At 48.6% G+C, this 19,632-nt stretch carries 20 protein-coding genes and 2 tRNA genes; 6 read left to right on the top strand and 16 right to left on the bottom strand.

Going from position 1 to position 19,632, the window contains the following annotated elements; translation table 11 throughout:
• Window positions 1–206: 206 nt before the first annotated feature.
• A tRNA-Lys gene (locus PHT49_07610) sits at window positions 207–282 on the bottom strand.
• A 42-nt stretch (window positions 283–324) separates the two neighbouring features.
• Window positions 325–401: transfer RNA gene (locus PHT49_07615), tRNA-Arg, on the bottom strand.
• Between the two features lie 350 nt (window positions 402–751).
• On the opposite strand from PHT49_07615, the gene PHT49_07620 reads away from it, so the two are divergent.
• Entirely contained in the window at window positions 752–1,069 is a 318-nt protein-coding gene (locus PHT49_07620) for a TusE/DsrC/DsvC family sulfur relay protein (protein ID MDD5451742.1), read from the top strand.
• Between the two features lie 80 nt (window positions 1,070–1,149).
• On the opposite strand, the gene PHT49_07625 is transcribed toward PHT49_07620, so the two are convergent.
• Both PHT49_07625 and PHT49_07630 read right to left on the bottom strand, forming a co-directional pair.
• Entirely contained in the window at window positions 1,150–3,525 is a 2,376-nt protein-coding gene (locus tag PHT49_07625; protein MDD5451743.1) for a radical SAM protein, read from the bottom strand.
• A gap of 264 nt (window positions 3,526–3,789) precedes the next feature.
• Entirely contained in the window at window positions 3,790–5,526 is a 1,737-nt protein-coding gene (locus tag PHT49_07630; protein ID MDD5451744.1) for a YcaO-like family protein, read from the bottom strand.
• 263 nt (window positions 5,527–5,789) lie between these two features.
• Here PHT49_07630 and PHT49_07635 point away from each other — a divergent pair, with 263 nt between their 5' ends.
• Both PHT49_07635 and PHT49_07640 read left to right on the top strand, forming a co-directional pair.
• A complete protein-coding gene (locus PHT49_07635; protein ID MDD5451745.1) occupies window positions 5,790–6,275 on the top strand; it encodes a metallophosphoesterase family protein in 486 nt (161 codons plus the stop codon).
• A gap of 97 nt (window positions 6,276–6,372) precedes the next feature.
• Entirely contained in the window at window positions 6,373–6,552 is a 180-nt protein-coding gene (locus PHT49_07640) for a hypothetical protein (protein ID MDD5451746.1), read from the top strand.
• A 220-nt stretch (window positions 6,553–6,772) separates the two neighbouring features.
• Here the strand turns inward: PHT49_07640 and PHT49_07645 are convergent, their stop codons facing one another.
• Together PHT49_07645 and PHT49_07650 are read right to left on the bottom strand one after the other, a co-directional pair.
• The gene (locus tag PHT49_07645) at window positions 6,773–7,480 is read right to left on the bottom strand and encodes a hypothetical protein (GenBank protein ID MDD5451747.1); all 708 of its coding nucleotides are present in this window, start codon (window positions 7,478–7,480) and stop codon (window positions 6,773–6,775) included.
• A 103-nt stretch (window positions 7,481–7,583) separates the two neighbouring features.
• Window positions 7,584–7,994, bottom strand: coding sequence for a hypothetical protein (locus tag PHT49_07650; GenBank protein MDD5451748.1), 411 nt, complete (start codon window positions 7,992–7,994; stop codon window positions 7,584–7,586).
• A gap of 166 nt (window positions 7,995–8,160) precedes the next feature.
• Here PHT49_07650 and PHT49_07655 point away from each other — a divergent pair, with 166 nt between their 5' ends.
• On the top strand, window positions 8,161–8,304 hold the full coding sequence (locus PHT49_07655) for a hypothetical protein (GenBank protein ID MDD5451749.1): 144 nt from the start codon (window positions 8,161–8,163) through the stop codon (window positions 8,302–8,304).
• Here PHT49_07655 and PHT49_07660 read toward each other — a convergent pair.
• Window positions 8,298–8,861, bottom strand: coding sequence for a hypothetical protein (locus PHT49_07660; protein MDD5451750.1), 564 nt, complete (start codon window positions 8,859–8,861; stop codon window positions 8,298–8,300). The genes PHT49_07655 and PHT49_07660 overlap by 7 nt on opposite strands.
• Before the next feature lie 380 nt (window positions 8,862–9,241).
• Complete coding sequence (locus PHT49_07665; GenBank protein ID MDD5451751.1) at window positions 9,242–10,252, bottom strand: serine hydrolase; 1,011 nt, start codon at window positions 10,250–10,252, stop codon at window positions 9,242–9,244.
• A gap of 194 nt (window positions 10,253–10,446) precedes the next feature.
• Here PHT49_07665 and PHT49_07670 point away from each other — a divergent pair, with 194 nt between their 5' ends.
• Window positions 10,447–11,364: a 50S ribosomal protein L11 methyltransferase gene (locus PHT49_07670; GenBank protein MDD5451752.1), complete on the top strand. Its 918-nt coding sequence runs from the start codon at window positions 10,447–10,449 to the stop codon at window positions 11,362–11,364.
• A gap of 198 nt (window positions 11,365–11,562) precedes the next feature.
• On the opposite strand, the gene PHT49_07675 is transcribed toward PHT49_07670, so the two are convergent.
• The 3 genes from PHT49_07675 to PHT49_07685 all read right to left on the bottom strand — a co-directional run bounded on the left by PHT49_07675 (window position 11,563) and on the right by PHT49_07685 (window position 13,892).
• On the bottom strand, window positions 11,563–12,702 hold the full coding sequence (locus PHT49_07675) for an IS630 family transposase (GenBank protein ID MDD5451753.1): 1,140 nt from the start codon (window positions 12,700–12,702) through the stop codon (window positions 11,563–11,565).
• 102 nt (window positions 12,703–12,804) lie between these two features.
• A complete protein-coding gene (locus PHT49_07680) occupies window positions 12,805–13,653 on the bottom strand; it encodes a hypothetical protein (protein ID MDD5451754.1) in 849 nt (282 codons plus the stop codon).
• A complete protein-coding gene (locus PHT49_07685) occupies window positions 13,653–13,892 on the bottom strand; it encodes a helix-turn-helix transcriptional regulator (protein ID MDD5451755.1) in 240 nt (79 codons plus the stop codon). Before PHT49_07685 ends, PHT49_07680 begins: the two co-directional genes overlap by 1 nt.
• 86 nt (window positions 13,893–13,978) lie before the next feature.
• On the opposite strand from PHT49_07685, the gene PHT49_07690 reads away from it, so the two are divergent.
• Window positions 13,979–14,857, top strand: a complete 879-nt coding sequence (locus PHT49_07690) for a DNA adenine methylase (GenBank protein MDD5451756.1) — start codon at window positions 13,979–13,981, stop codon at window positions 14,855–14,857.
• Window positions 14,858–15,008: 151 nt separating this feature from the next.
• Here PHT49_07690 and PHT49_07695 read toward each other — a convergent pair whose 3' ends face one another.
• The 5 genes from PHT49_07695 to PHT49_07715 all read right to left on the bottom strand — a co-directional run bounded on the left by PHT49_07695 (window position 15,009) and on the right by PHT49_07715 (window position 19,511).
• Complete coding sequence (locus PHT49_07695) at window positions 15,009–15,386, bottom strand: hypothetical protein (GenBank protein ID MDD5451757.1); 378 nt, start codon at window positions 15,384–15,386, stop codon at window positions 15,009–15,011.
• A gap of 35 nt (window positions 15,387–15,421) precedes the next feature.
• Entirely contained in the window at window positions 15,422–15,991 is a 570-nt protein-coding gene (locus PHT49_07700) for a hypothetical protein (GenBank protein ID MDD5451758.1), read from the bottom strand.
• Entirely contained in the window at window positions 15,988–16,314 is a 327-nt protein-coding gene (locus tag PHT49_07705) for an SWIM zinc finger domain-containing protein (protein MDD5451759.1), read from the bottom strand. The genes PHT49_07700 and PHT49_07705 overlap by 4 nt, the downstream gene beginning before the upstream one ends.
• 277 nt (window positions 16,315–16,591) lie before the next feature.
• A complete protein-coding gene (locus PHT49_07710) occupies window positions 16,592–17,884 on the bottom strand; it encodes a metallopeptidase TldD-related protein (GenBank protein ID MDD5451760.1) in 1,293 nt (430 codons plus the stop codon).
• Between the two features lie 235 nt (window positions 17,885–18,119).
• Window positions 18,120–19,511 (bottom strand): TldD/PmbA family protein, encoded by a 1,392-nt coding sequence (locus tag PHT49_07715; GenBank protein ID MDD5451761.1) that lies wholly within the window; start codon window positions 19,509–19,511, stop codon window positions 18,120–18,122.
• Window positions 19,512–19,632 lie beyond the last annotated feature (121 nt).

Raw genomic sequence — 19,632 nt, forward strand, 5'->3', positions numbered from 1 at the left:
TTTGGTAACAATATTTATGCGGTATGTCAAGGAAAATGTCAAATAATGTTAATGCAATATCCTATATAGTTATAGCCATGGCCGGCAATCAGGCGGCAGGGTGGAGGGGGCGAAGGGAAGGGGGGCTGTTGTAATTTAAATTTTTGGTCCAGGTATCAAAATTAGAAACGGCTATAAGCCAGTTGCTTATAGCCGTTTGATCTTACTGGTGGGCCGTGTAGGAGTCGAACCTACGACCTACTGATTAAGAGTCAGTTGCTCTGCCAATTGAGCTAACGGCCCGGGTTGAACCGCGAAATTTAATAAAAGTAGCAGACTAAGATTTGGCACGCCCGGCCCGACTCGAACGGGCGACCTACGGATTCGAAGTCCGGCGCTCTGTCCAACTGAGCTACGGGCGCCAAGCATAACATTGCCAAGGTGGTGGTTTTTTTAACATCTTTGTCTTGATAAGTCAACCCTTAGTGCTTCTGATCTGGGTTTGGTTGCAAGAAAATATGTGACTGTAGAGGCTCTTGCACAACTCCAAGATTGTCATTCCCGCAACGCTTTTGAGCGGGAATCTGGTTTTATTCATGTAAAGACCATATCCCCGATTAAACCCTCGGGGATGACAGAAAAAAGCGCCTGGAAATGTTTGGATTACCCACTTGAAATGAGAAAGAACTAAAATTTTACTGGAAAACTTAGCACGATATATGCTAAAAATAGTTGCAACAATATCATAAATCTCATCGGAGAGGGATTACTTATGCCGAGCGTATCTTATAAAGACAAGCGATTCGAGGTTAACATAGAAGGCTATTTGAAGACTTTCGATAGCTGGACTGCGGAATTCTCCCAGGCCATCGCCAAACAAGAAGGGATAGAAGATTTAACCGATGAACACTGGCTAATAATTGAATACGTGCGTAACTACTATGCCAAACGTGGCATTGCTCCTATGATTTTAAAGTTGCAACGAGATCTCAAAATTTCCATTTGGCGAATACATGAACTTTTTCCTACCACGTCTGAGAGGGTTATATGCAAGATTGCCGGCCTGCCCAAGCCAACCGGTTGTATCTGAGCATTAATCGCTGGACTGCCCGGCCCCAAAAAATGTCAAACCGTCCTGCCTGTGCGGTGCCTGACTGTGAGCGTTCTCGCTCAGGCAGGCACGCAGACAGGGCTGGCCATTTTAATTCTCTGCTCTTCCCTTAAGAGAGAATACCTGATCTGGCCGTCCAGAAATTTTTCTTTTAATTCTTCCACTACTTCCATGGCTTCGCCTTTCTTCTGGTAGATATCCAGAAGGCAATAAAGGACTCGCAGGTCTCGCTCATTATATATTTTTTTTAAGATCTCCAGCGCCCGATCATAGTCTTTAAGACTCAAATAACAACGAATCTGCTGAATCAGGCCCTCGTGGTCCTGCCGCCCGGTCTTATTTATAAGCTCCAGGGCAAATTCAAATAGTCCGCCATCCATAAGGACGCGGATAACTTTCGGCCCCAGGCCGTCCATCGTAAAAATTTTCTCCGCGACCGTCATGGCCTCGGTAAACCTTCCCAGACAGAGATATTTACTAATAAGGTCCAGACCCCGCTGCGGGCTTTGCATCAATTCTTCGGGGTTAAGCGATCGTAACCAGATGTAGTATAAGGCCTCCTGGGTCTTTCTGAGAGAATCGAGATCATCCGGTTGGTACGTGTTGCAGATGCCGAGAGAAGGGATGTCTTCAATCCCCTGGACAAACACAGGTTCCATTACTTTATGCACCCTTATCATGAAGGTGGCATCTTGTCCGGCCAGCTCCCGGTCAGGATATTCATGAGGAAATCTGACCTGAAATCGCCTCTCTTCTCCGGCCTTAAGTCCCGCCATCTTGCTCTCGAATTCAGGCAGAAAGCGGCCTTCACCGATCACGAGCGGCCAGAACCGCCCGCTTGTACTGGGAATGGGTCTTTCTCCGAGGTACCCGGCAATATCTAAAATTACCTTCATCCCGGATCCGGCTGCAGAGCTTGAGTCCCGGTAAAAAGGCACGCGCCTGATCCATTCCTTAAGCCACGACTGGCCGGCGGCCCTGGCCGTGCTCAGATACCGGTAGAGTAACTCAAACTCCTCAACCTCACATAATAACTTTGTAAGATAGAGATAGAATTCCGGCTCCTCGTCCAGATAATGGGCTTGGTGAACAAGATACGAGAGGAGAGGAAAAATATCGGTCTTTGCCTCGACCTTCTCCTGGAAGAAGGCGTTGTTAATAAACCAGAGGGCCTTCAGCCGCTTTATCTCCTTCGACGTAAGGTTCTCAGTTTCAAAATCATCTCCGATAGATAGGTATCGGGGCTTGTATTGCGGCTGGGGTATGATCCCGAATTTCCTATAATCCCTCTGGATCTCCGTGCCGAAATAGACCTGAAGCTGCTGCGAACAGGAATTTCCCTCGATGCGAACCCCGTGGTTCTTCACAAAACGCACGGTTTCATAGGCATCGGCAAAGGTCTCACCCGGCAGCCCGTAAAGGGTAAATAACTCCACGTTGACACCAAAGGACTGGGCCAATTTGATGGCCTTAGACAGTCTGTCCAGATCCAATTTTTTTCTGATGGTATCGAGAACCCTGGGGCTGCCTGATTCCATGCCATAGGCAATGGTAGCGGCGCCGGCCCGTTTTAGCTTCATAAGAAGAGAGGCATCGACCAGGTCGTAACGCGTTTGACACCAGAACCGGATATCAAGGCCCTGTTCTATGATCTTGTCTAAAAGGCATTCCAGCCGCTCGCGGGAGAAACTGAAGTTCGGATCGGCAAACCAGAACTGTCTAATGCCCCTTTTTACACAATGCCTGATTTCTTCCAGCACCCGCTCGATGGAGTGAATTTTTACCTTATGATGGAACGCCCTGGGCGTATAGCAGAATACGCAGGGATAGACACAGCCTCTGGAGGTAAGTAGAATGGCCGTATCCTTGTGTGATAGATCCAGGACGTTTGTCAGATACGGTGACGGATAAGTATCCAGATCATCCCCGGTTTCTTCGGCCATGGGATTATCATACAGGCGATTTTCTACCTTATAAGATATTCCACGTACAAAGGACAGAGGCAGGCCCTTCTGCAGAGAGCAGGCGAGATCCCGCGCCACTATTTCTCCGTCACCCCGGGAAATGACATCCATATGGCGAAGGTCAAGGAGGGCCTCAGTAGGCATAAACGTCGCCTGCGGCCCGCCGATAACAATGGGTATCCGGGGGTCCAGTTCCTTTATGAATTTAGCCAGAAGGCGGATATTTTCCATGTTTTCCATGTAAGCAGAAAAAGCTACGTACAAAGGACGCCGGTCAAGGATGAACTCCCTGATTTTTAACAGCGACAACGGCCTGTCTTTGAGATCATCCCACAGGACGATTTCAAAACCATTGTCCCTGAGAAAGGCGCCGATATATCCTAGAGAGATCGGGATGGTATCTGATGAAGAGACCGGAGAGGTTCGATTACTGTTGATGAGTAAGACAGGGGGATCGCTTGTTGGATGCATTCATTGTTTCCTTATGTTGACGGCTTCGTAAAAAAGCCTTTTCACCGCTGAGTACGCAGAGCCCGCAGAGAAAAATTTTTGCCACCAAGGCACCAAGACACAAAAGAATAATCTTAGTCTTAGTGGCTGAATAGTTACAAATTCCTTTAATATGTTATCTCGGCGTCCTGCGGTAAAATTTTACTTTTTACGGGTTCATCAACTTTGAGTTTTTTCATTGGTCATTGCCTTCATCTATGAGCTACGAGCCATGTAAGCCTATCACTAAGACAATGCCTGCCTGCTTAGCTTCTCGATGTTTTCACGGGCAAAATCTATAGAGGGGTCGATATCCAGGGCAAACTGATAGTATCGAATGGCCTCGGCTATATGGCCCATTTCCCGCAGGTTGGAGCCGATGTTGGCATAATCTATGGCCGAAGACGGGTCCAGATCTATGGCCTTTTCAAAGCAGGCTATGGATTGCACATGATCTTTGAGCTTAAAATGACAAAAGCCCATCAGGTTATGTATTTCCTTGAGTTCCGCATTACACTCCCGTGCCTTTTCAAGCTCCGCCAGGGCCTGCCTTATATCCCCCAACTCCTTGTAGCACACCCCCCGCTGGCAATAAAGACTGGCCCTCTCCTTGCCCGTCGTATCAAGGGCTAATGCGCGTTCATAGCAGGCCAGGGCCTCATCGTAGCGGCCTTCCCGCTCATAGGTGTAGCCCAGGAAGAAATGGACCTCGTAATGGTCGGGATAGATCATCTTCATCCGCTCAAGCTCATGGACAGCCCTTTGGCTGTCGGGAAACTGTGAGACCAGTTTGGCGGCGTGCAGGCAGAAACTGTTGTCTCTGGTGCGTTCGCGGAAATGGGCCCCCGGCACGATCATATATACGGCCGGAATACGGAGGACAGGATGGGTAATATCCACGGCATAAACGGTAAGCCCCTTTTCAGCTAGGGCACGGGCACACTGTTCCAGTTCCACCCGCTGATTGGAATGCGAGACATCGGGCATATCTCCGATGCAAGCGTTATTCCCGGCTTCCGTCACATAACGGGCGTCTTCCAGTCCGGAAAATTTGGGCAGGCCGCTTTCAGCATATCTGCCCTCGGTGTCAAAGTCCCCGGCAAGCTGAGCTATTTCCGTCAAGGCCCGGATAAGGGCCTTTTCCGGGTGTGTAGCCGTCCCCGCGGTATAGACGATTTCACTCTTCTCCGGGAAAGTGGCGGGGTCCATAGCCAGAGCCGCCACCGTGGGTATCCCCATCTTAAGGGTAATATCTTTTACGTAAAGGTTGATCCTTTTTGAGTCATATTTCGTGATCAATTCTCTCGCCATGGGATCTTTTACCGAGGAAAGATCAATGGCCGGGGTAGGAAGATTTTCGTTTGTGACGACCGAGGATACGTGCCTTTCCACCACCTCACATAATCCCTGGAGGGCGGCCTCGGTCAGGGTATTTCCGGCTGAGGAGCCATTATACTCATTTAACATATAAAACCACTGAAAGGGGAGCCAGACCTCTTTATTATGCGTGAGATCATGGGCCTTGGTCCAGAAAAAGGGGAGGGTGGACCAGAGACCCCTGGCTTTTTCCAATTCATGGGCATTACCCGGGTCATCATGCACGGACTGCATAAGCGCCTCAGGTGGCACCACGTCTCCTTGAAGCGCCCCGGCCTCGGAACAGACAAAAGAGCCATTCATAAAACTAAAAAGAGAGTACCGTTCCATGAGTTCCATAAGGGCGCTCGCTTCTGCCTGTTCAGGCGTCCCTCCCTTACCCATCTGTTTGATGGTGCCGACGATCTCTCTGGCCTCTGCGCCACAGATGCTCATATAAACCGGGATTCCCAGCCTGCCCTTGTCTATTCGGACCACGTCCCTTAGAATCTCGCCCTTGACCTGTTTTAAACGGTCCCTGACCCTGGCCACGGTCTCTCTTGGCGAAACGGCCTTATCCTGATCAATCGTATAGGTCTTAATTGAGTCGGCAAAAACAAGTGACATAGACGGTCTCCCATAATTTTTTGATAGGCGTGTGCGGAGATAGCTTATTGCCTCCGCATATTACCGGAAGTTTTTTATATATCAAGGATTTCTTATGAAATCAATAAGGGGAGTTCTGAGAGGCAGTCGAGAAGACGGATTATATTGGCATTTTTGGAAAATAGTCACGAAGTAAAGAGTTTTTGTGGTAAGGTAATAATCAGAGATTATTTGCCAAAGGCGAGTCTGCCTGTGCGGAAAAGAGGGAATATACGAGGAGAGTAATGTCCACAGAGTTGAAAAGCCACAATAGCCGTCTTGTTGGCGTCATTTCCGATACCCATGGCCTTCTTCGGCCTGAGGCGCTCAAGGCTTTTGAAGGTATTGATCTGATCGTTCATGCCGGAGATATTGGCCCGGAGGGAGTACTTAAGGCGCTTCAGGAAGTTGCCCCGGTTGTTGCCGTGCGCGGCAACATGGACAGGTTCGGCTGGGCAGGAAAACTTTCGAAAACAGAAGTAGTTAAAGTCGGAGAGGCTTTATTATATGTGATCCACGATGTGGATGAACTCGATCTGGACCCGGCTGCGGCCGGTTTCAGCGCGGTGATAAGCGGTCATTCTCACCGGCCATGGATAGAAAAGCAGAATGGCGTACTCTTTTTAAATCCAGGCAGTGCGGGACCGTATCGATCCGCCTTACCAGCTTCGGTGGCCTTGCTTCGTGTAGAGGGGAAATTATTGGGTGCGCAGTTGATTGCATTGAGATGAGATTTCCTTCAGGCTATAACCTGTAACCAGTTATCTGAAATTCTGGGATTTTCAAGAAATACCCGGTGGATTCTCCAGGGAGAGCGGCTGGCATAAGATGGCGGTAAGGGTTAAGGATGGGATGGTGACCGCGTACTGGGACGGGAAGGAGCTTAAAGGAGGGCCGTTTCAGGCTGATAAGATCCCCAGAGGATTTGCCGGTGTCTATGCGAATTATGTCGGCGGGCTAGGGGAGGCGGTAACCAAGGTGGATGGTTTTACATTGAGAGAAGAGTAAGGGAATACTTTGTCTGGAAGTCGAACACTCCGGCCGGGTGTTCCCGATATGGCCGATAAAGCATGATAACCCTGCCGCATTCGAGCAAGTGCCCGTGTAGGTAGGATAGCCAGTTGGAAAAGGACGTCATCGGACTTGAAGGAGGGACTAGAGGGATTATTGTAATTTTTCTTTTTCTGCAGAAGAAGCTTGACTTTTATCAACTAAACGTAAGTTGCTGTTAGAGGTTTTCACTAAATAGTGAAATAAGTGCTTTTTGAATAATGGGCTTAGCCAAGGCGAAACCACGAACAATTTGATCTAACTCGGACAACACGATAAAAGTTTCTGGGTCATTAAAACTTTTCAGGTTTTGCTTCATAATAATAAGATCATATTTGCCAGAGCCCTTCGAGATGTCTATTGCGATATATGGCGAGCCTTCGTGAATGAAGAAATTTCGATGAGCATCAAGATTCTGAAACCAATCAGCTTTTTGGCCAGCGTTTTCAATGACCTTCCTAATTTCAAAACCCACTCTGTTCTTTTTGATATATTTACCTGCATGAGAGTACAGTTTTTCAAATAGGGTAGACATCAACTCGCAAACGGAGTTTAACTCAAAAAGTATAGAATCAATATCAGCCAATAGATTGTATTTTAAATTGTCATCAATCGTAAAAACATAACCCTGTTTTCCAACAGCTGATTCGTATTTAGTTTCGTGGTGTTCGGAAGCAAGAAATAATTCCTTTCCTTCTGTATTTAGACGGGAAACTATGCGAGGCAGAATATTTAATCGGGTTGATATATACAGTCCCAATTCACTTATCTCTTTTGGGACTGGATCAATTTTACCAGCTTTTGTTGCTTCAATGACGGCGTTCCAAATAGGAAGGACCCAAGGATCCCCTCCCATTTCATTTATATGTAGCCACTTATTAATCATTTCTACTCGAGTTATTATTGTTACCCATAACGCTTCGCATAACCAGCTGGCAATGAAGCGGAACGGAATTGCCAGTCCGAGTTGATGCGGTTGTTATGCATTATTAATATACGATAGCTGTATTTTGATTGCTGATATACGTATCTGATCTTGCTTGACCTTGAGTTTTAGGCCCACCAAGCATTTGCCAACCGATACCAACAAGCTTCCCATCGTTGAAAAGATAAGGAACAAACTCATCGTCTGTTGTGAGTCCGTCTGGCTGACGCACTGACCTCATATAATAGATTTCGACTTTTACACCTTCTTTTATGTATTTTTCTGGATTCTTGCGACAGGATTTCGGCAAACCCTCTTGTGTGGGCTGAAGTATAGCTAACACTTTCTCTTTACTATCACCTAATTCTACCTGGTCAGCTACTGTTTCATATTTCGAAATAGCAGAGTCAATCTGCATGCTAATGCAGCCTGTAAGAGCAACCGCTGCCAATAGTACCGCAAATTTTTTGTGCATGGTTACCTCCTTTGATGCATAACGAATAAGAGTTTTTACGGCGCGGAGCCGACCGTAAAAGTACAGTTGAACTGAACCGCGCAATCCGAGCTGTTGCCTGGAAATTTATCGGCTCAGCATAGTTATATGGTTTGATTTTATATCAGGAATTGATCGATATTCCAAGATGAAACCGTATGGGCAGGGAAGATTTCGAAACGGGTTGGCCAAAGTAACTGTCGGGATGGGCATCGTTGTTGGCAGCAGGCCGGGTCTGGTTCGGTACATAACGCAGACCGGCATGACCAACCAATTTCGGCGGCGTTACTGATCGCCGGCGTCGTCTTTATGGCTGGCTCTTCCTGATCCCTGCTCGGTGCCGTACTTCTCCTCCACTTGTCGAAGTGTTTCTTCCAGCACCGGAAGACGCTGCCTGTCTTTGAGATCTCTGGAGGTTCTCTTCAGTTCAACCAGCGTTTTAAGATCGAGGACACGAACAGTGTGGCCCCTAAACTCGATTTCCACTGTGTGTTTAAGAAGATCTTCGTAGTCTCTTCCCTCCTCAATAACAGCCAAGACATCGAGAGGGCCGAGCCGAGTCGTGAAGAGAGCATGGCCCATCCCCGAAATGTCCCCCTTCTTTGGCCTGATAATCTTGTTGTCCGGGCGACGATGAAATGCGTCAATCGACTTGAGAAAGGCAAGCAGCCTGGCGATGTTTTCGGGAGATCGCTTGTGAACGATGTCCAAGTCCATTGTTGTGACGGGCGCTCCCTGCACAACGGCGGCAAGACCGCCGACCAGAATAAACTCGACGCCTGCCTCTATAAGCCCCTCAAGCACTGCGCTTAGGTCTGCGCCCCCTGGTTTTCCGCTGCCGGTAGGCATTCCTCAGCTCCAGAATAGTGCATACTGCGTTATCATTGGCCTGCAGGCGCTCCTCGGGCGACATCCTGAGGAACATCGCGACCAATCCCTTATCAACACCTGTTTGGTCCTTGGTTTTTGTTTCTTTTACCATCTGACGGCTTCTTTCATAGTAAGTTATAGTCCTGTCAGCCGCACGAATATAGTTGCATCGTTTTATATCAGGAATTAATCGATATTCCAAGACGAAACAATATGGGTAGGGTAGGTTAGATTTCGAGACGGGTTGGTCCAAGAAGACGAAATAAGCTACTCGGGTAAACATTGATTATTCCGCCGCAGGCGTATAGGCGAGAGTTACAACTCTAAGATCATTGTAAAGAGGTGTTAGAGACACTACACTAGATAGGTGATACGTCGGGCTTGCCCTTGGCGGCCTGGATAGTTGGTCGCACGTCCGTAAATGCCTTGCGTACCAGGTAACGTACATCACTCCAGAGATTTTCACTGCCCAGGAAGGCGATAACAACGGTGCGATTATTTCTCTTGAACATGCCTACATAAGTTTTCTTGGCGGCGCGGGTAAAGCCCGTCTTACCGCCCTCCGCCCCTTCGATCTGCCAGAGGGCTTTATTGTGATTGACAACCCGTTTGCCGCCATGAATCTCAAACTTCCGGGTTTTGAGAATATCGGAAAATTTTTCATTCCGCATGGCCTTTTTAAAGATAACGGCCAGATCATATGCGGTTGTATGTTGACCGGGTGCGGTCAGGCCGCTGGCCGTACGGCAACTTGTGTTTTTAGCGCCGAGCTCACGCGCGGTCCGGGTCATTATTTGAGCAAATTCTTCCTCTGATCCGGCCATCTTTTCCGCCAGCGCCCTGCTGGCATCGTTAGCGGAGTGAAGCAGGGTGGCATAGATAAGGTCTATAGCCGGATATGTTTTTCCGCAACGAAGGTATGCTTTTTGGCAGGGAGCTTTTGCAGCATAGCGACTAACGGTAACGGGATCACTTGCTTCCAGATTTTTTAATGCCAGGAAACCGGTGACTATTTTGATGGTGCTGGCCGGCTGTAAGGGAAGACCCTGATTCTGGGCAAAGTAAATATAATTGGTATCGGCGTCCAGGACTATAGCTGAACGGGCGGTAAGGGCGGAACAATATTGACGACGATATTTTCTGGATGCCCTGTGCGTTCTCTTCTTATTGTACTTCTTAGCCCTCTTGTGATATTTTTTTACAGAGGCGGTTCGCTTCGCTTTCTTCTTGTGCTTTTGAACCTTCTCGCTGGCGGTGTAGCAAACTTTCTTTTTGGTATTATGACATTTTTTAGTTTCTGCAAAAGAGGAGGCTGATGGCAGGATAAGAATTAGTGCAAGTATAAAAATGAGAATGGCTCTACACCGCATGAATTAACTCCTTTTCTCACTTAATCTTCTTGCTGATTAGATATATACTATATTTTAAAAGCACAAAGCAAGTTTTTTTCAGCGCCTATGCTATTTTTATGGGTCATACTATATCCATCTTTTTTATTTATCGGCATTCTTTTGTGGAACTTAATAGTTTTTCCCGTTATTCTTAATTTTTTAAGATTATGGAAATGACCGAATATACTGTACCCATCGAGTTTTTCAATGAGGATAAGGTCCCGGACTGGCTGGAAGTGACCATTATTGCCCCCGCCCGCCTTTTTCCGTTATTGGAAAAGTTTTTTCATCTGACTACTCCGTATGGAGTCGTCCGCTATTCTGAGCAAGGACTCATCTCAGACTGTGCGCAAACATTCGTTGCCCGTATCCCATATAGTACGGATCCGGACGACGTCCTGAAAAATTTGGATGCATACCTGGGACTTCTGGAGGATAAGTATTGCTTAGATACGCCCATATATTTGGAAACGAGATACATTCATGACGGCAGAGATGTGTTCACTGCTTTCCAGGTTTCTCCGCGCTTTACCGTGATCCCGAAATGGGAAGATACATCGCTGCCGGACGACACAGTTATTCGACTGAATCCGGGCAGGGTTTTTGGCACGGGTCAGCATCCCAGTACCTTGTTGTGCCTGCGTGTCTTAGAGGAAATAGGGGACAAAGGCTTTTTTGCTGATAACCCGACTGTTCTGGATGTGGGCACGGGAACAGGCATACTTTCTATTGTCGCGGCCAAACTCGGAAGCGGGGCGGTCCTGGCGCTGGAAGTCGATGAGGAGGCAGCCGGGATAGCCGGAGAAAACGTCTCTCTGAACCGCCTCGAACACCGGATAGAGGTATCTCTGACTCCTCTTTCTAAGATTGAAGGCAGTTTTAGGCTTATCACGGCCAATCTCACCGCCTCTGTAGCGCTGTATCTGGCAGATGATATCTGTCGCCGATTAATGCCAAATGGATTTTTGATCCTTTCCGGGATAAGACACGCACAGAGTGAGGCTATGGTTGCCCCTTATACAGGCCGGAATTTAAAGCTGGTAAAATTATATAGAGATGGATCGTGGGCAGGCTGTTTATTTACACGGTGAACATGCATAGCGAGCGCATTCCCCGCTGCTTGCAGCGGGGTTAGCGAGCGAATACGATGCATTTTACCTTGCATACGGAGATTCCCCGCAGCTTGCTGCGGGGAGCTTCAATACTACGGGAAGCATATTCATTATCCGACTACGGCCCGATAGGCTTTGCGAACCGCCCCGTGCGGACCCGCATGCTAGTGTAGTGTCTCATAAACGACTGGAGTTATTTCTTTTTGATTTACCGGAACGTGGTAATGTAGAACCCGGCTTAATTTTTTCTAAAGTTTGTCGGCAGCGAGAGAGTTTTTCCACGATTGATTCTATTGTTGCCATCCAAACGAAGGGCCTGGGGTTTGTATTCCAAGCGGCCAAATATTCTTCAATCGCAGCAATAAGATCAGCGACACTGACAAAAGTGCCACGGCGTATGCGTTTTCCCGTCAATTCTCCAAACCAGCGTTCTACTAAATTCAACCAGCTTGAGCTGGTCGGAATGAAGTGAGCCACAAAACGCGGATGGCGTTTTAACCAAGCCTGCACTTTGGGATGTTTGTGAGTTCCATAGTTGTCTATTACCAAGTGTAGTTTTATTTTCACAGGAAACTCTGCATCCAGGCGTTTCAAAAATTTGAGAAACTCTTGATGACGATGCCGGGCATAACACTGCCCAATCACCTTGCCTTGTGCTATTTCCAGCGCTGCAAAGAGAGTCGTAGTGCCGTTACGCTTGTAGTCATGTGTCATAGTTCCACATCGGCCTTTTTTCAAAGGTAGCCCCGGCTGTGTGCGATCCAACGCCTGAATCTGACTTTTCTCGTCCACACAAAGGACTACTGCTTTTTCCGGGGGATTGAGATAGAGACCTACCACATCGGTGAGTTTCTCTAAAAACATGGGATCACGTGATAACTTGAATCCCTTAACCCGGTGCGGCTGTATTCCATGACTCTGCCAAATCCGGTTGACCGTTGCCCTGCTTATACCTTGCTTTTCAGCCATCGTACGGCAGCTCCAATGAGTAGCTCCCGTAGGCCGACTTTGCAGAGTAGCCTTGATAATCTCTTCTATCTTGTCTGCCGTGTACTGGGGTTTACGCCCCCGGCCTCCAGCTACTTCCCAAAGACAGTCCGGCCCCTGACTACAAAAGCGCTGCCGCCATAAAGCCACCGTTTTAAAATTGATCCGCATACTCGCAGCGATATCCTTGTCCTGTTGCCCTTGCGCTGCCGCCAATATTATCCGGCAGCGTTGCGCAACCTGTTGCGGCGTGCGATGGGCGCTCACCCAATGCTCCAATTCTTGCCGATCTGTTTTACTCAATGTAACTTGCATGGCTTGTCGTGACATGCGGATAGTCTATCATACATGGCAATATAAATCCACTTATTTATAAGACAGTACACTAGGGGGAGGGGGGTTAGAAGCTCCCTTTTACCCGAGTCGGTACTCTTATCTTCCTTTCAAAACTTCAAGCCATTTATCAACGAGTTCGGGGAGCCTTTTGACGACCTCCCTGCCAAAAAGAACTTCATCAACATACCCCATATGAAGCATGTCTATCACCCTACAGAGATAAGACCGCCCACATTCCCACCATGTATAATGTGAATCGAGAATGAGATAGTGCTTCACATCAATGGATTCATTCTCCCGGAGTTCTTCAAGTTCCATTCCGTCGAGCAGCGTCTCATAAACACCATCAGCAACGCGACTACCGAATGTTGTCGTGTAATAGTATTCCTTGATCTCCCACACTGCAACGGGATTGAGAGTAGAGGGGAATGCACCGTCGACCCGTCTCGCAAGAGCCCGAAGGGGTAGATCATCTCGTGTTATTCGTGTCAGGGCGCGGGGATCGAAATCGCAGTCGTGTCCTTTGCAGCGGTTGTGAATAATCATGTTGACCATTCCGGTAAGATAGGCGGGTTGTTTCTTCTTGCCTTTTTGCTTATTCATAGGAATGTCAAGTGTTGATTTGAGAGAACGACGGACTGTTGTGAAAAGGGCTTTTGCAGCCTGATAGTCCATAAGCAAAGGCTCAACTGTGCTGTTAAGCACATTGGCCCTAAAAACGAAGTAGCCACCAAGTCGTTGACCAAAATCCGAAGGTCTCCCTAATTCATCCGCGATTTTCCTGTTGGACATGCCGAGAGCCTCAAGCGCCCGAATTTGATCCTCAAATGAGGGAATCTTTATCTGGTGGGTTCCCCGGGCGGTATAGCCGATGTGCTCGCTGATTAGACGGACGTGAGCCCAGAAGTCTTTGGGCAGGCCGAGAAAGCGTTTATCAGGTTTCACTATGTTGACTCGTCGAATCGTTTCACAAAGGATAGCAGGGGGATTCCTAACGCCTTACAGATGTTGCGAAGTTCGATCAGATCAAGCCTGCGCTCCCCTGATTCGTATTTACTGACAAATGATTGATTGACGCCGAGGTGTTGGGCCAACTCCGCTTGCGTCAGACCGGCTTCCACCCGTGCTGTTTTTAATAGCTTCTGCAGACGGCTTTGATCTTGACTGTATATAGCTTTTTGCACGGCTGCATATTACACGAAACGCCCATAATATCCCAAAATGGAATATTCATCTTGCATCGATTGCGCGATTGGTGTAGTCTGCCATCATGCAACTTGGATTGTTCAAGGCTTACGACAAGACGGCTGTTGAGGCCCCAAGCGGGCAATTGCTGAAGTGGATCGGCAACAAACAACGGTTTGCCGCAGAAATCGTCTCCTGCTTCCCTCGGAGGTTCGGACGGTATTTTGAACCATTCCTCGGGAGCGGGGCGGTTTTGGCGACTTTGGCCCCTTCTGACGGGCTTGGTTCTGACGTCTTTAGTCCGCTTGTCGAAATCTGGCAGGCACTTGTTCACAACCCGGAGTCTGTGAAAGCATGGTATGAGGAAAGGTGGAATCGCCTTCAACACTTGGACAAGGTAAGCGTTTACGAGCAAATCAAGGCCAGCTACAACAGCCGTCCTAACGGAGCCGACCTATTATTTCTCTGCCGTGCATGCTACGGCGGTGTGGTACGATTCCGTAAATCGGACGGGTACATGTCCACGCCGTGCGGAGTTCATCGGCCAATTTCTCCGAAGGCTTTCAAAGCCCGCGTTGATGAGTGGTATCGGCGCGTAAGGGATTGTTCCTTTGATGTTCTTGGTTACCGGGAAGCAATGAATATGGCGAAAGAAGGGGATCTTATTTATTGTGATCCGCCATATCGCCACAGCCAGTCTATTCTGTACGGCGCTCAAGCATTTGACCTCCTGGAGCTACTTAGCGCAATATCAGACTGTAAACAGCGCGGTGTCTTCGTTGCGCTCAGCATTGACGGAACCAAGAAATCCGGCGGTCTGTTCTGCGACCTTCCTATTCCGGCTGGTTTGTTTGAACGCGAGGTGTATGTAAATTGCGGTAGATCGATGTTGCGCCGATTTCAAATGAACGGCAAGACGTTGGAATCAGAGCAGGTATCAGATCGGCTTCTGCTCACCTTTTGAGTCCCATATTTCCTCGTAACACCGAACGCAGAGTTAATCGGCCGAGGTCCCGCGCTAGCGGAACCACTCCGGTTGAACGACCTGAAATCAAGCAGAACTCAATCAGCATCAATATGCACCGCAAACAAGGGTCAATATATAACGTTGTTTCTTACATTGCTTTTCTTTTGATTTGAAAAAGAGTGTAAAAGGAGTAAGCTTCGTTAGTATTGTACAAGCGTTTGGATAGAAGACGGATAGGTGTTATGCAACGTAAGAAACAACGTCCCCATCGGTTTCTCCCCATCGGTTTCCATTTCAGTTGTTGCTTAGGAACCCAGTGGTTCTGAAAGTAGACCTCGATTTTCTGTGCTTTAGTCATGTTGGTGAGAATGGTTGATCCAAGTGAAGTATCATCCTTCCAATATACCTCGTCTCCAACATCAACGTTATCACTGGCCAATAGTTCAAATACCGAGAAATCACCATTTTCTGTCTGGACAGCAACCGTGCCCCGCCGGTTATTTATCGCGTAAATCGTACCTCTCATAATTCCTCTCTATTCATTGTGTGCCCAACGTGAAATTAACCTGCCGGGTGCTTCGGACAGTCAGGTTGAATTTCAGTTGAATTTGTTGTTGGGGCCTCTTTTAATCTGGCTGCGAATCCTTCCGATGGCCCCGCGATGAGAAAACGAACAAAGTCGTCTTGCGACAAGGTGTAATAACCGTTTCCCACGAGTTTGCTCCGACGCTTGTCGGGTTTCAGTATCTCGAAGGTTACCGAACCCGGTGACCGGCCGTTACCTTCCGAGGCAGCACCTGCCGCGAGGGCCTGTCTGACCTGCACACCCAACGAAATGCTCTTGAGTGCCTCCGACCACACCTTGTAGGCATTGCGGGTATCGTAGAGAATGTCTCCTTCACTGAACGAGAACGCCGATCCCTGTGTCCAGACCAGGGCCAAATGGCCATCAACGATACGTTCCGTGAGACGAATGTCGAGGGAATCGTTGAAGCACTTTGGCACACACATAAACCACCCTTCAGCGTATTCAGCTTCGGCTGGTTTGAGCAACTGGGTCAGTCGCTTCTGGCGGCGGATTGAAGCATCCTCGGTGAGACGTTGCAGGATATCAAGTGCTTCTTGGTTCATGTGATCCTCTCCAGAAGAACCCTTTTCAGTTTTTTGACTTTCTCTTGGGCGCGGGCCACTTCGCTCTGAGCCTCCGCAATCTCTTTGCACGCCTGATGTATTCCGGCCTGTTTAGCCCATTCGGCAACGCGCTGCATATCTGTAACTTGCTCTGGGTTTGCGAGCATCTTGGCGTCGCCTGCAAGCAAGGCAATTCGGTGCTTGCAGAGGTTCCCCATTATCCCCGCTTTGCACGTACAACGCGCGGAAAATCTTTCTCCTTCCATTGCAAAGGTGACCTGGTAGGTGCCCCCACTACTACTCTTTGCCGTCAGTGTTACCATCGTTTTGCGTCCCCCAACGAATAAGAGTTTTTACGGCGCGAAGTCGACCGTAAAAAGTATAGTTGAAATGAACCGCGCACGCTGCGTTGTTATTTGGAAATTTATCGGCTCAGTATAGTTGTATGGTTTGATTTTATATCATGAATTGATGGATATTCCAAGACGAAATGGTATAGGTAGGGAAGATTTCGAAACGGGTTGGCCCAAGAAACTGTCGGGATGGGCATCGTTATAAGCAGGAGGCCATGTCTGGTTCGGTACATTGAGCGACCGGACTCTATCGACCAGCTACATTCAGATTGCAGACCTTAACAGCCAAAGGGCCACTGTAGGATTCCCGCTTGGTTGTTTCCTTAGAAAAATAAATCTCTTTCAGGGCCTGAGACATGGTGCCGGAGATTGATCCTCCTTTGATCGGCACGCGTTTATCCCCATCAATCAGATACCCCACGCGAATCTCTCCGGAAAAGGCCCCGGTGACCGGATTGGGTTCAAAGGTAGAAAACTTAAGAAGGTAAAGCACCGGGGAAGGGGACATGAGGTCTTTCAGAGAATAATCCCCGGGTGAGACCACAACATTCGCAAAATCTCCGGTAGGTTCTATTCCCAGGTAATCGGCGTATCGTTTATTGGCAGTACGATTTCTGAAGATGTTATTCTCGATCACCAAAACCCTTTCAGAGGCCAGCCCATTTTCGTCAAAGGATTTGCTCTTCATGCTGCCCGGCAAAAAGGGGTCGCTTATGAGCGTGAGCCTCTCGCCTTTGGGGTTACTCATTATAGGCTCGTTTTCTTTAAACTGAGACCATCCCTGATAGGCGGCCAGGCCGCCGGCCTGGGCGATGAAATAATTAAAAAAGGTATCCAGGGCCTCTTCCGCAAATATCACATCATACAACCCCGTAGGCGGCGGCTCAGCCGTCAACAAATCCCGGGCATAGGCGGCATATTGATTCAGGGTGGGAGCCAACTTGAGGTCGGCATAAAGGCGGCAGCGCTTCAGGCCGTCGATCTCACCCTCTTTATCCTTATTCCCGGCCAGGAGGACAAAATCGAGCATGATTTTTGTCTCTTCACGCTTGGCTCGGAGGCCGGTAGAGTTGAGAAGTGTATATGTGCTTTCCGCCACGAATATCTCAGAAGAACTTAATTCGATTCCCGGATAGCTGAAAGTGATCAACTCCCCGTGAATCTGCTCAAGATAATATGCCGGATCAGATGCAACCTTTGCGTCAAAGGCCTTTACGGCGGAGTAGGCCTGTCCGGATTCGGGCAGGGAGAAGGGCCGGTTGGCAATCAGCCGGGCCATCTCCAGGGCGGATTCAATCTTCGGGCGCGGGAGATCGTCTCCGGTCAGCACAAAAGATGACTCTCCCAGAAAACTCTGACCATCTCTTTCGTACGTAAGATATACTTTTATCTGAAACTCTTCGCTCGTTACTTCCCGGATGTTTTCTACGTCCTGAAAGATAGTATAAAGCTGGGACTCACGGCGCTTCAGTTGGGTTACTTCCCACGCGGTCAGTTCTTTTACAGATGATAGGTAGTCGGCAATATCAGAAAGATACATTTTTATCCTTTCTCAAACCTTATACGTATCTTCATTAATTAGACTTATTTATTGAACTCTTTCGTCTCTGAGCGAAATTTGCTGAAGCAATGGGGTATCCATTCGAGAGCGAGCAGGAAGGGGAAAGTCCGCCTCAGGTGGAAAGGGGCAAAACATTCCCTACCTGCGAGCTCCGAAAGGGTCATTGCGAAAGTTATGGAGCGAAGAGATAAAAGAGTTCATCAGAAAAGTTCAATTATCCTAATCTCGCCTTCAGTCTCAAGTACGGCCCGCCGTCTGTTACTTTAACCCACTCCTTATGCCCCTTGCCGCACATACCCAGGCCCCCGATCTCTATTTTATCGCCAACCATGGTAATGGACTTGAGAAGTTCCGGGACATAGCCGGTTACGATGACCGGGCTGTAAACCTTGCCGGTCAGTCGGCCGTCGCGTATTTCCTCGGTATAGTATCCTTCGAGCTGAATGCCCCATCCCTTGGGATCTTCCATGCCGTTTGAGGGGTGGTCAAGAAAATAGCCGTAGGGGATATCTCGTACCATCTCCTCAAAGGAATTTCTTCCTGGGCCAAAATACGTATTGGTCATACGCGCATAGACCTTGTTCGTAAATGACTCACGCCTCCCGTTGGCCGTGCGGCGCAAGTTTAGCCGAAGGGCAGAGTTAAGGTCAGTCAGGCCGGATTTTAATATGCCGTTTTCAATTATCTGCGTTTCGCTCGCCGGTTGCCCCTCGTGGTCGAAGAAAAAAGAGGCGGCCTGGCCGGGGAGGGCAGGGGAATCGAACATGTTCACCAGAGGGGAGGCCACCTGTTTATTAATGTACTCGGCGCCTTTGGCCCTGCGTTTAAGAAACATATCTGTCTCCATGCCGTGGCCGAAGGCCTCGTGGGCAAACATGCCGGCAAACGCCGGAGAAAAAATACAGTCATAGTGGCCGGGATTAAGACGCTCCGCATAAAGGATGCGGGCACAATCCGTAATGAGCTTGTCGAGCTTTTCTTCAGGCAATGCCGCATGTTCGTAGCCGCCCTGATAGGCGTGTCCGGTATGGAGTTGGGAGGCCCTTTCACCATTACACATCACAACAAAGGCTACCGCCTGGGTTCTTTTCAGGTCCTGATAGAGCTTTTTGTGACGGTTCACGAAAAGTTCCCGTGTCCTCACAAAAAGGTATTGGCAAAGGGCGCTGGTTATCCGTTTATCGGCCCGTTCCACCCGGTCTTTGCAGGACCGGCAGAGGTCTATTTTCCGGGCAAGAGGAATATCTTCGTTTTTTATCTGACGCTGGACGTAAAATTCCTGGTCCGTCATTTCTCCAGGGTCGATTACAGGGCCATCGTAGCGAATCAGGTCTTCTGCTTTTTTGACGAGATCCTGCGCCGTCTTTTTCAGTATCTCCGGCCTAAGGTCGTTTGTCGCCGCTTCCATGAAATGACGTCCGGTGAAGACCGTGAACACTACCCCCCGCTGGGGAGGCAACGGCTCAGCCTTCTGTTCATGGGTCTCTACGGTGACCTTTTCTCCTTCCGTCTCCATAGCCAGGGCGGAGGCGTAAGGGACCTTTTTCTCCATGTCAAAGACGAGATCGGCCAATAGAAATTTAAGCGTCTTAATCATAATTACCATAATACTCAAAGGGCGGGCTGTTGCCAAGAGCAAAAAGCTTGTCCCTGATCTGCCATCAAGACATCATCTGCGGCGTTGCCTTCGATCGCTCCTCCTTGCGGCGTATTGCTCCATACGCCTC

Source organism: Desulfovibrionales bacterium (genome assembly GCA_028715605.1).
GTDB lineage: Bacteria > Desulfobacterota > QYQD01 > QYQD01 > QYQD01 > QYQD01.

Coding starts and splice junctions, on each gene's coding strand:
- PHT49_07695 (MDD5451757.1), bottom strand. CDS start 15,386: ATGAGAGGTACGATTTACGCGATAAATAACCGGCGGGGCACGGTTGCT.
- PHT49_07660 (MDD5451750.1), bottom strand. CDS start 8,861: ATGCCTACCGGCAGCGGAAAACCAGGGGGCGCAGACCTAAGCGCAGTG.
- PHT49_07675 (MDD5451753.1), bottom strand. CDS start 12,702: ATGTCACGACAAGCCATGCAAGTTACATTGAGTAAAACAGATCGGCAA.
- PHT49_07630 (MDD5451744.1), bottom strand. CDS start 5,526: ATGTCACTTGTTTTTGCCGACTCAATTAAGACCTATACGATTGATCAG.
- PHT49_07690 (MDD5451756.1), top strand. CDS start 13,979: ATGCAACTTGGATTGTTCAAGGCTTACGACAAGACGGCTGTTGAGGCC.
- PHT49_07650 (MDD5451748.1), bottom strand. CDS start 7,994: ATGCACAAAAAATTTGCGGTACTATTGGCAGCGGTTGCTCTTACAGGC.
- PHT49_07635 (MDD5451745.1), top strand. CDS start 5,790: ATGTCCACAGAGTTGAAAAGCCACAATAGCCGTCTTGTTGGCGTCATT.
- PHT49_07655 (MDD5451749.1), top strand. CDS start 8,161: ATGAAACCGTATGGGCAGGGAAGATTTCGAAACGGGTTGGCCAAAGTA.
- PHT49_07665 (MDD5451751.1), bottom strand. CDS start 10,252: ATGCGGTGTAGAGCCATTCTCATTTTTATACTTGCACTAATTCTTATC.
- PHT49_07710 (MDD5451760.1), bottom strand. CDS start 17,884: ATGTATCTTTCTGATATTGCCGACTACCTATCATCTGTAAAAGAACTG.
- PHT49_07705 (MDD5451759.1), bottom strand. CDS start 16,314: ATGGTAACACTGACGGCAAAGAGTAGTAGTGGGGGCACCTACCAGGTC.
- PHT49_07715 (MDD5451761.1), bottom strand. CDS start 19,511: ATGGTAATTATGATTAAGACGCTTAAATTTCTATTGGCCGATCTCGTC.
- PHT49_07625 (MDD5451743.1), bottom strand. CDS start 3,525: ATGCATCCAACAAGCGATCCCCCTGTCTTACTCATCAACAGTAATCGA.
- PHT49_07620 (MDD5451742.1), top strand. CDS start 752: ATGCCGAGCGTATCTTATAAAGACAAGCGATTCGAGGTTAACATAGAA.
- PHT49_07670 (MDD5451752.1), top strand. CDS start 10,447: ATGACCGAATATACTGTACCCATCGAGTTTTTCAATGAGGATAAGGTC.
- PHT49_07640 (MDD5451746.1), top strand. CDS start 6,373: ATGGCGGTAAGGGTTAAGGATGGGATGGTGACCGCGTACTGGGACGGG.
- PHT49_07700 (MDD5451758.1), bottom strand. CDS start 15,991: ATGAACCAAGAAGCACTTGATATCCTGCAACGTCTCACCGAGGATGCT.
- PHT49_07645 (MDD5451747.1), bottom strand. CDS start 7,480: ATGATTAATAAGTGGCTACATATAAATGAAATGGGAGGGGATCCTTGG.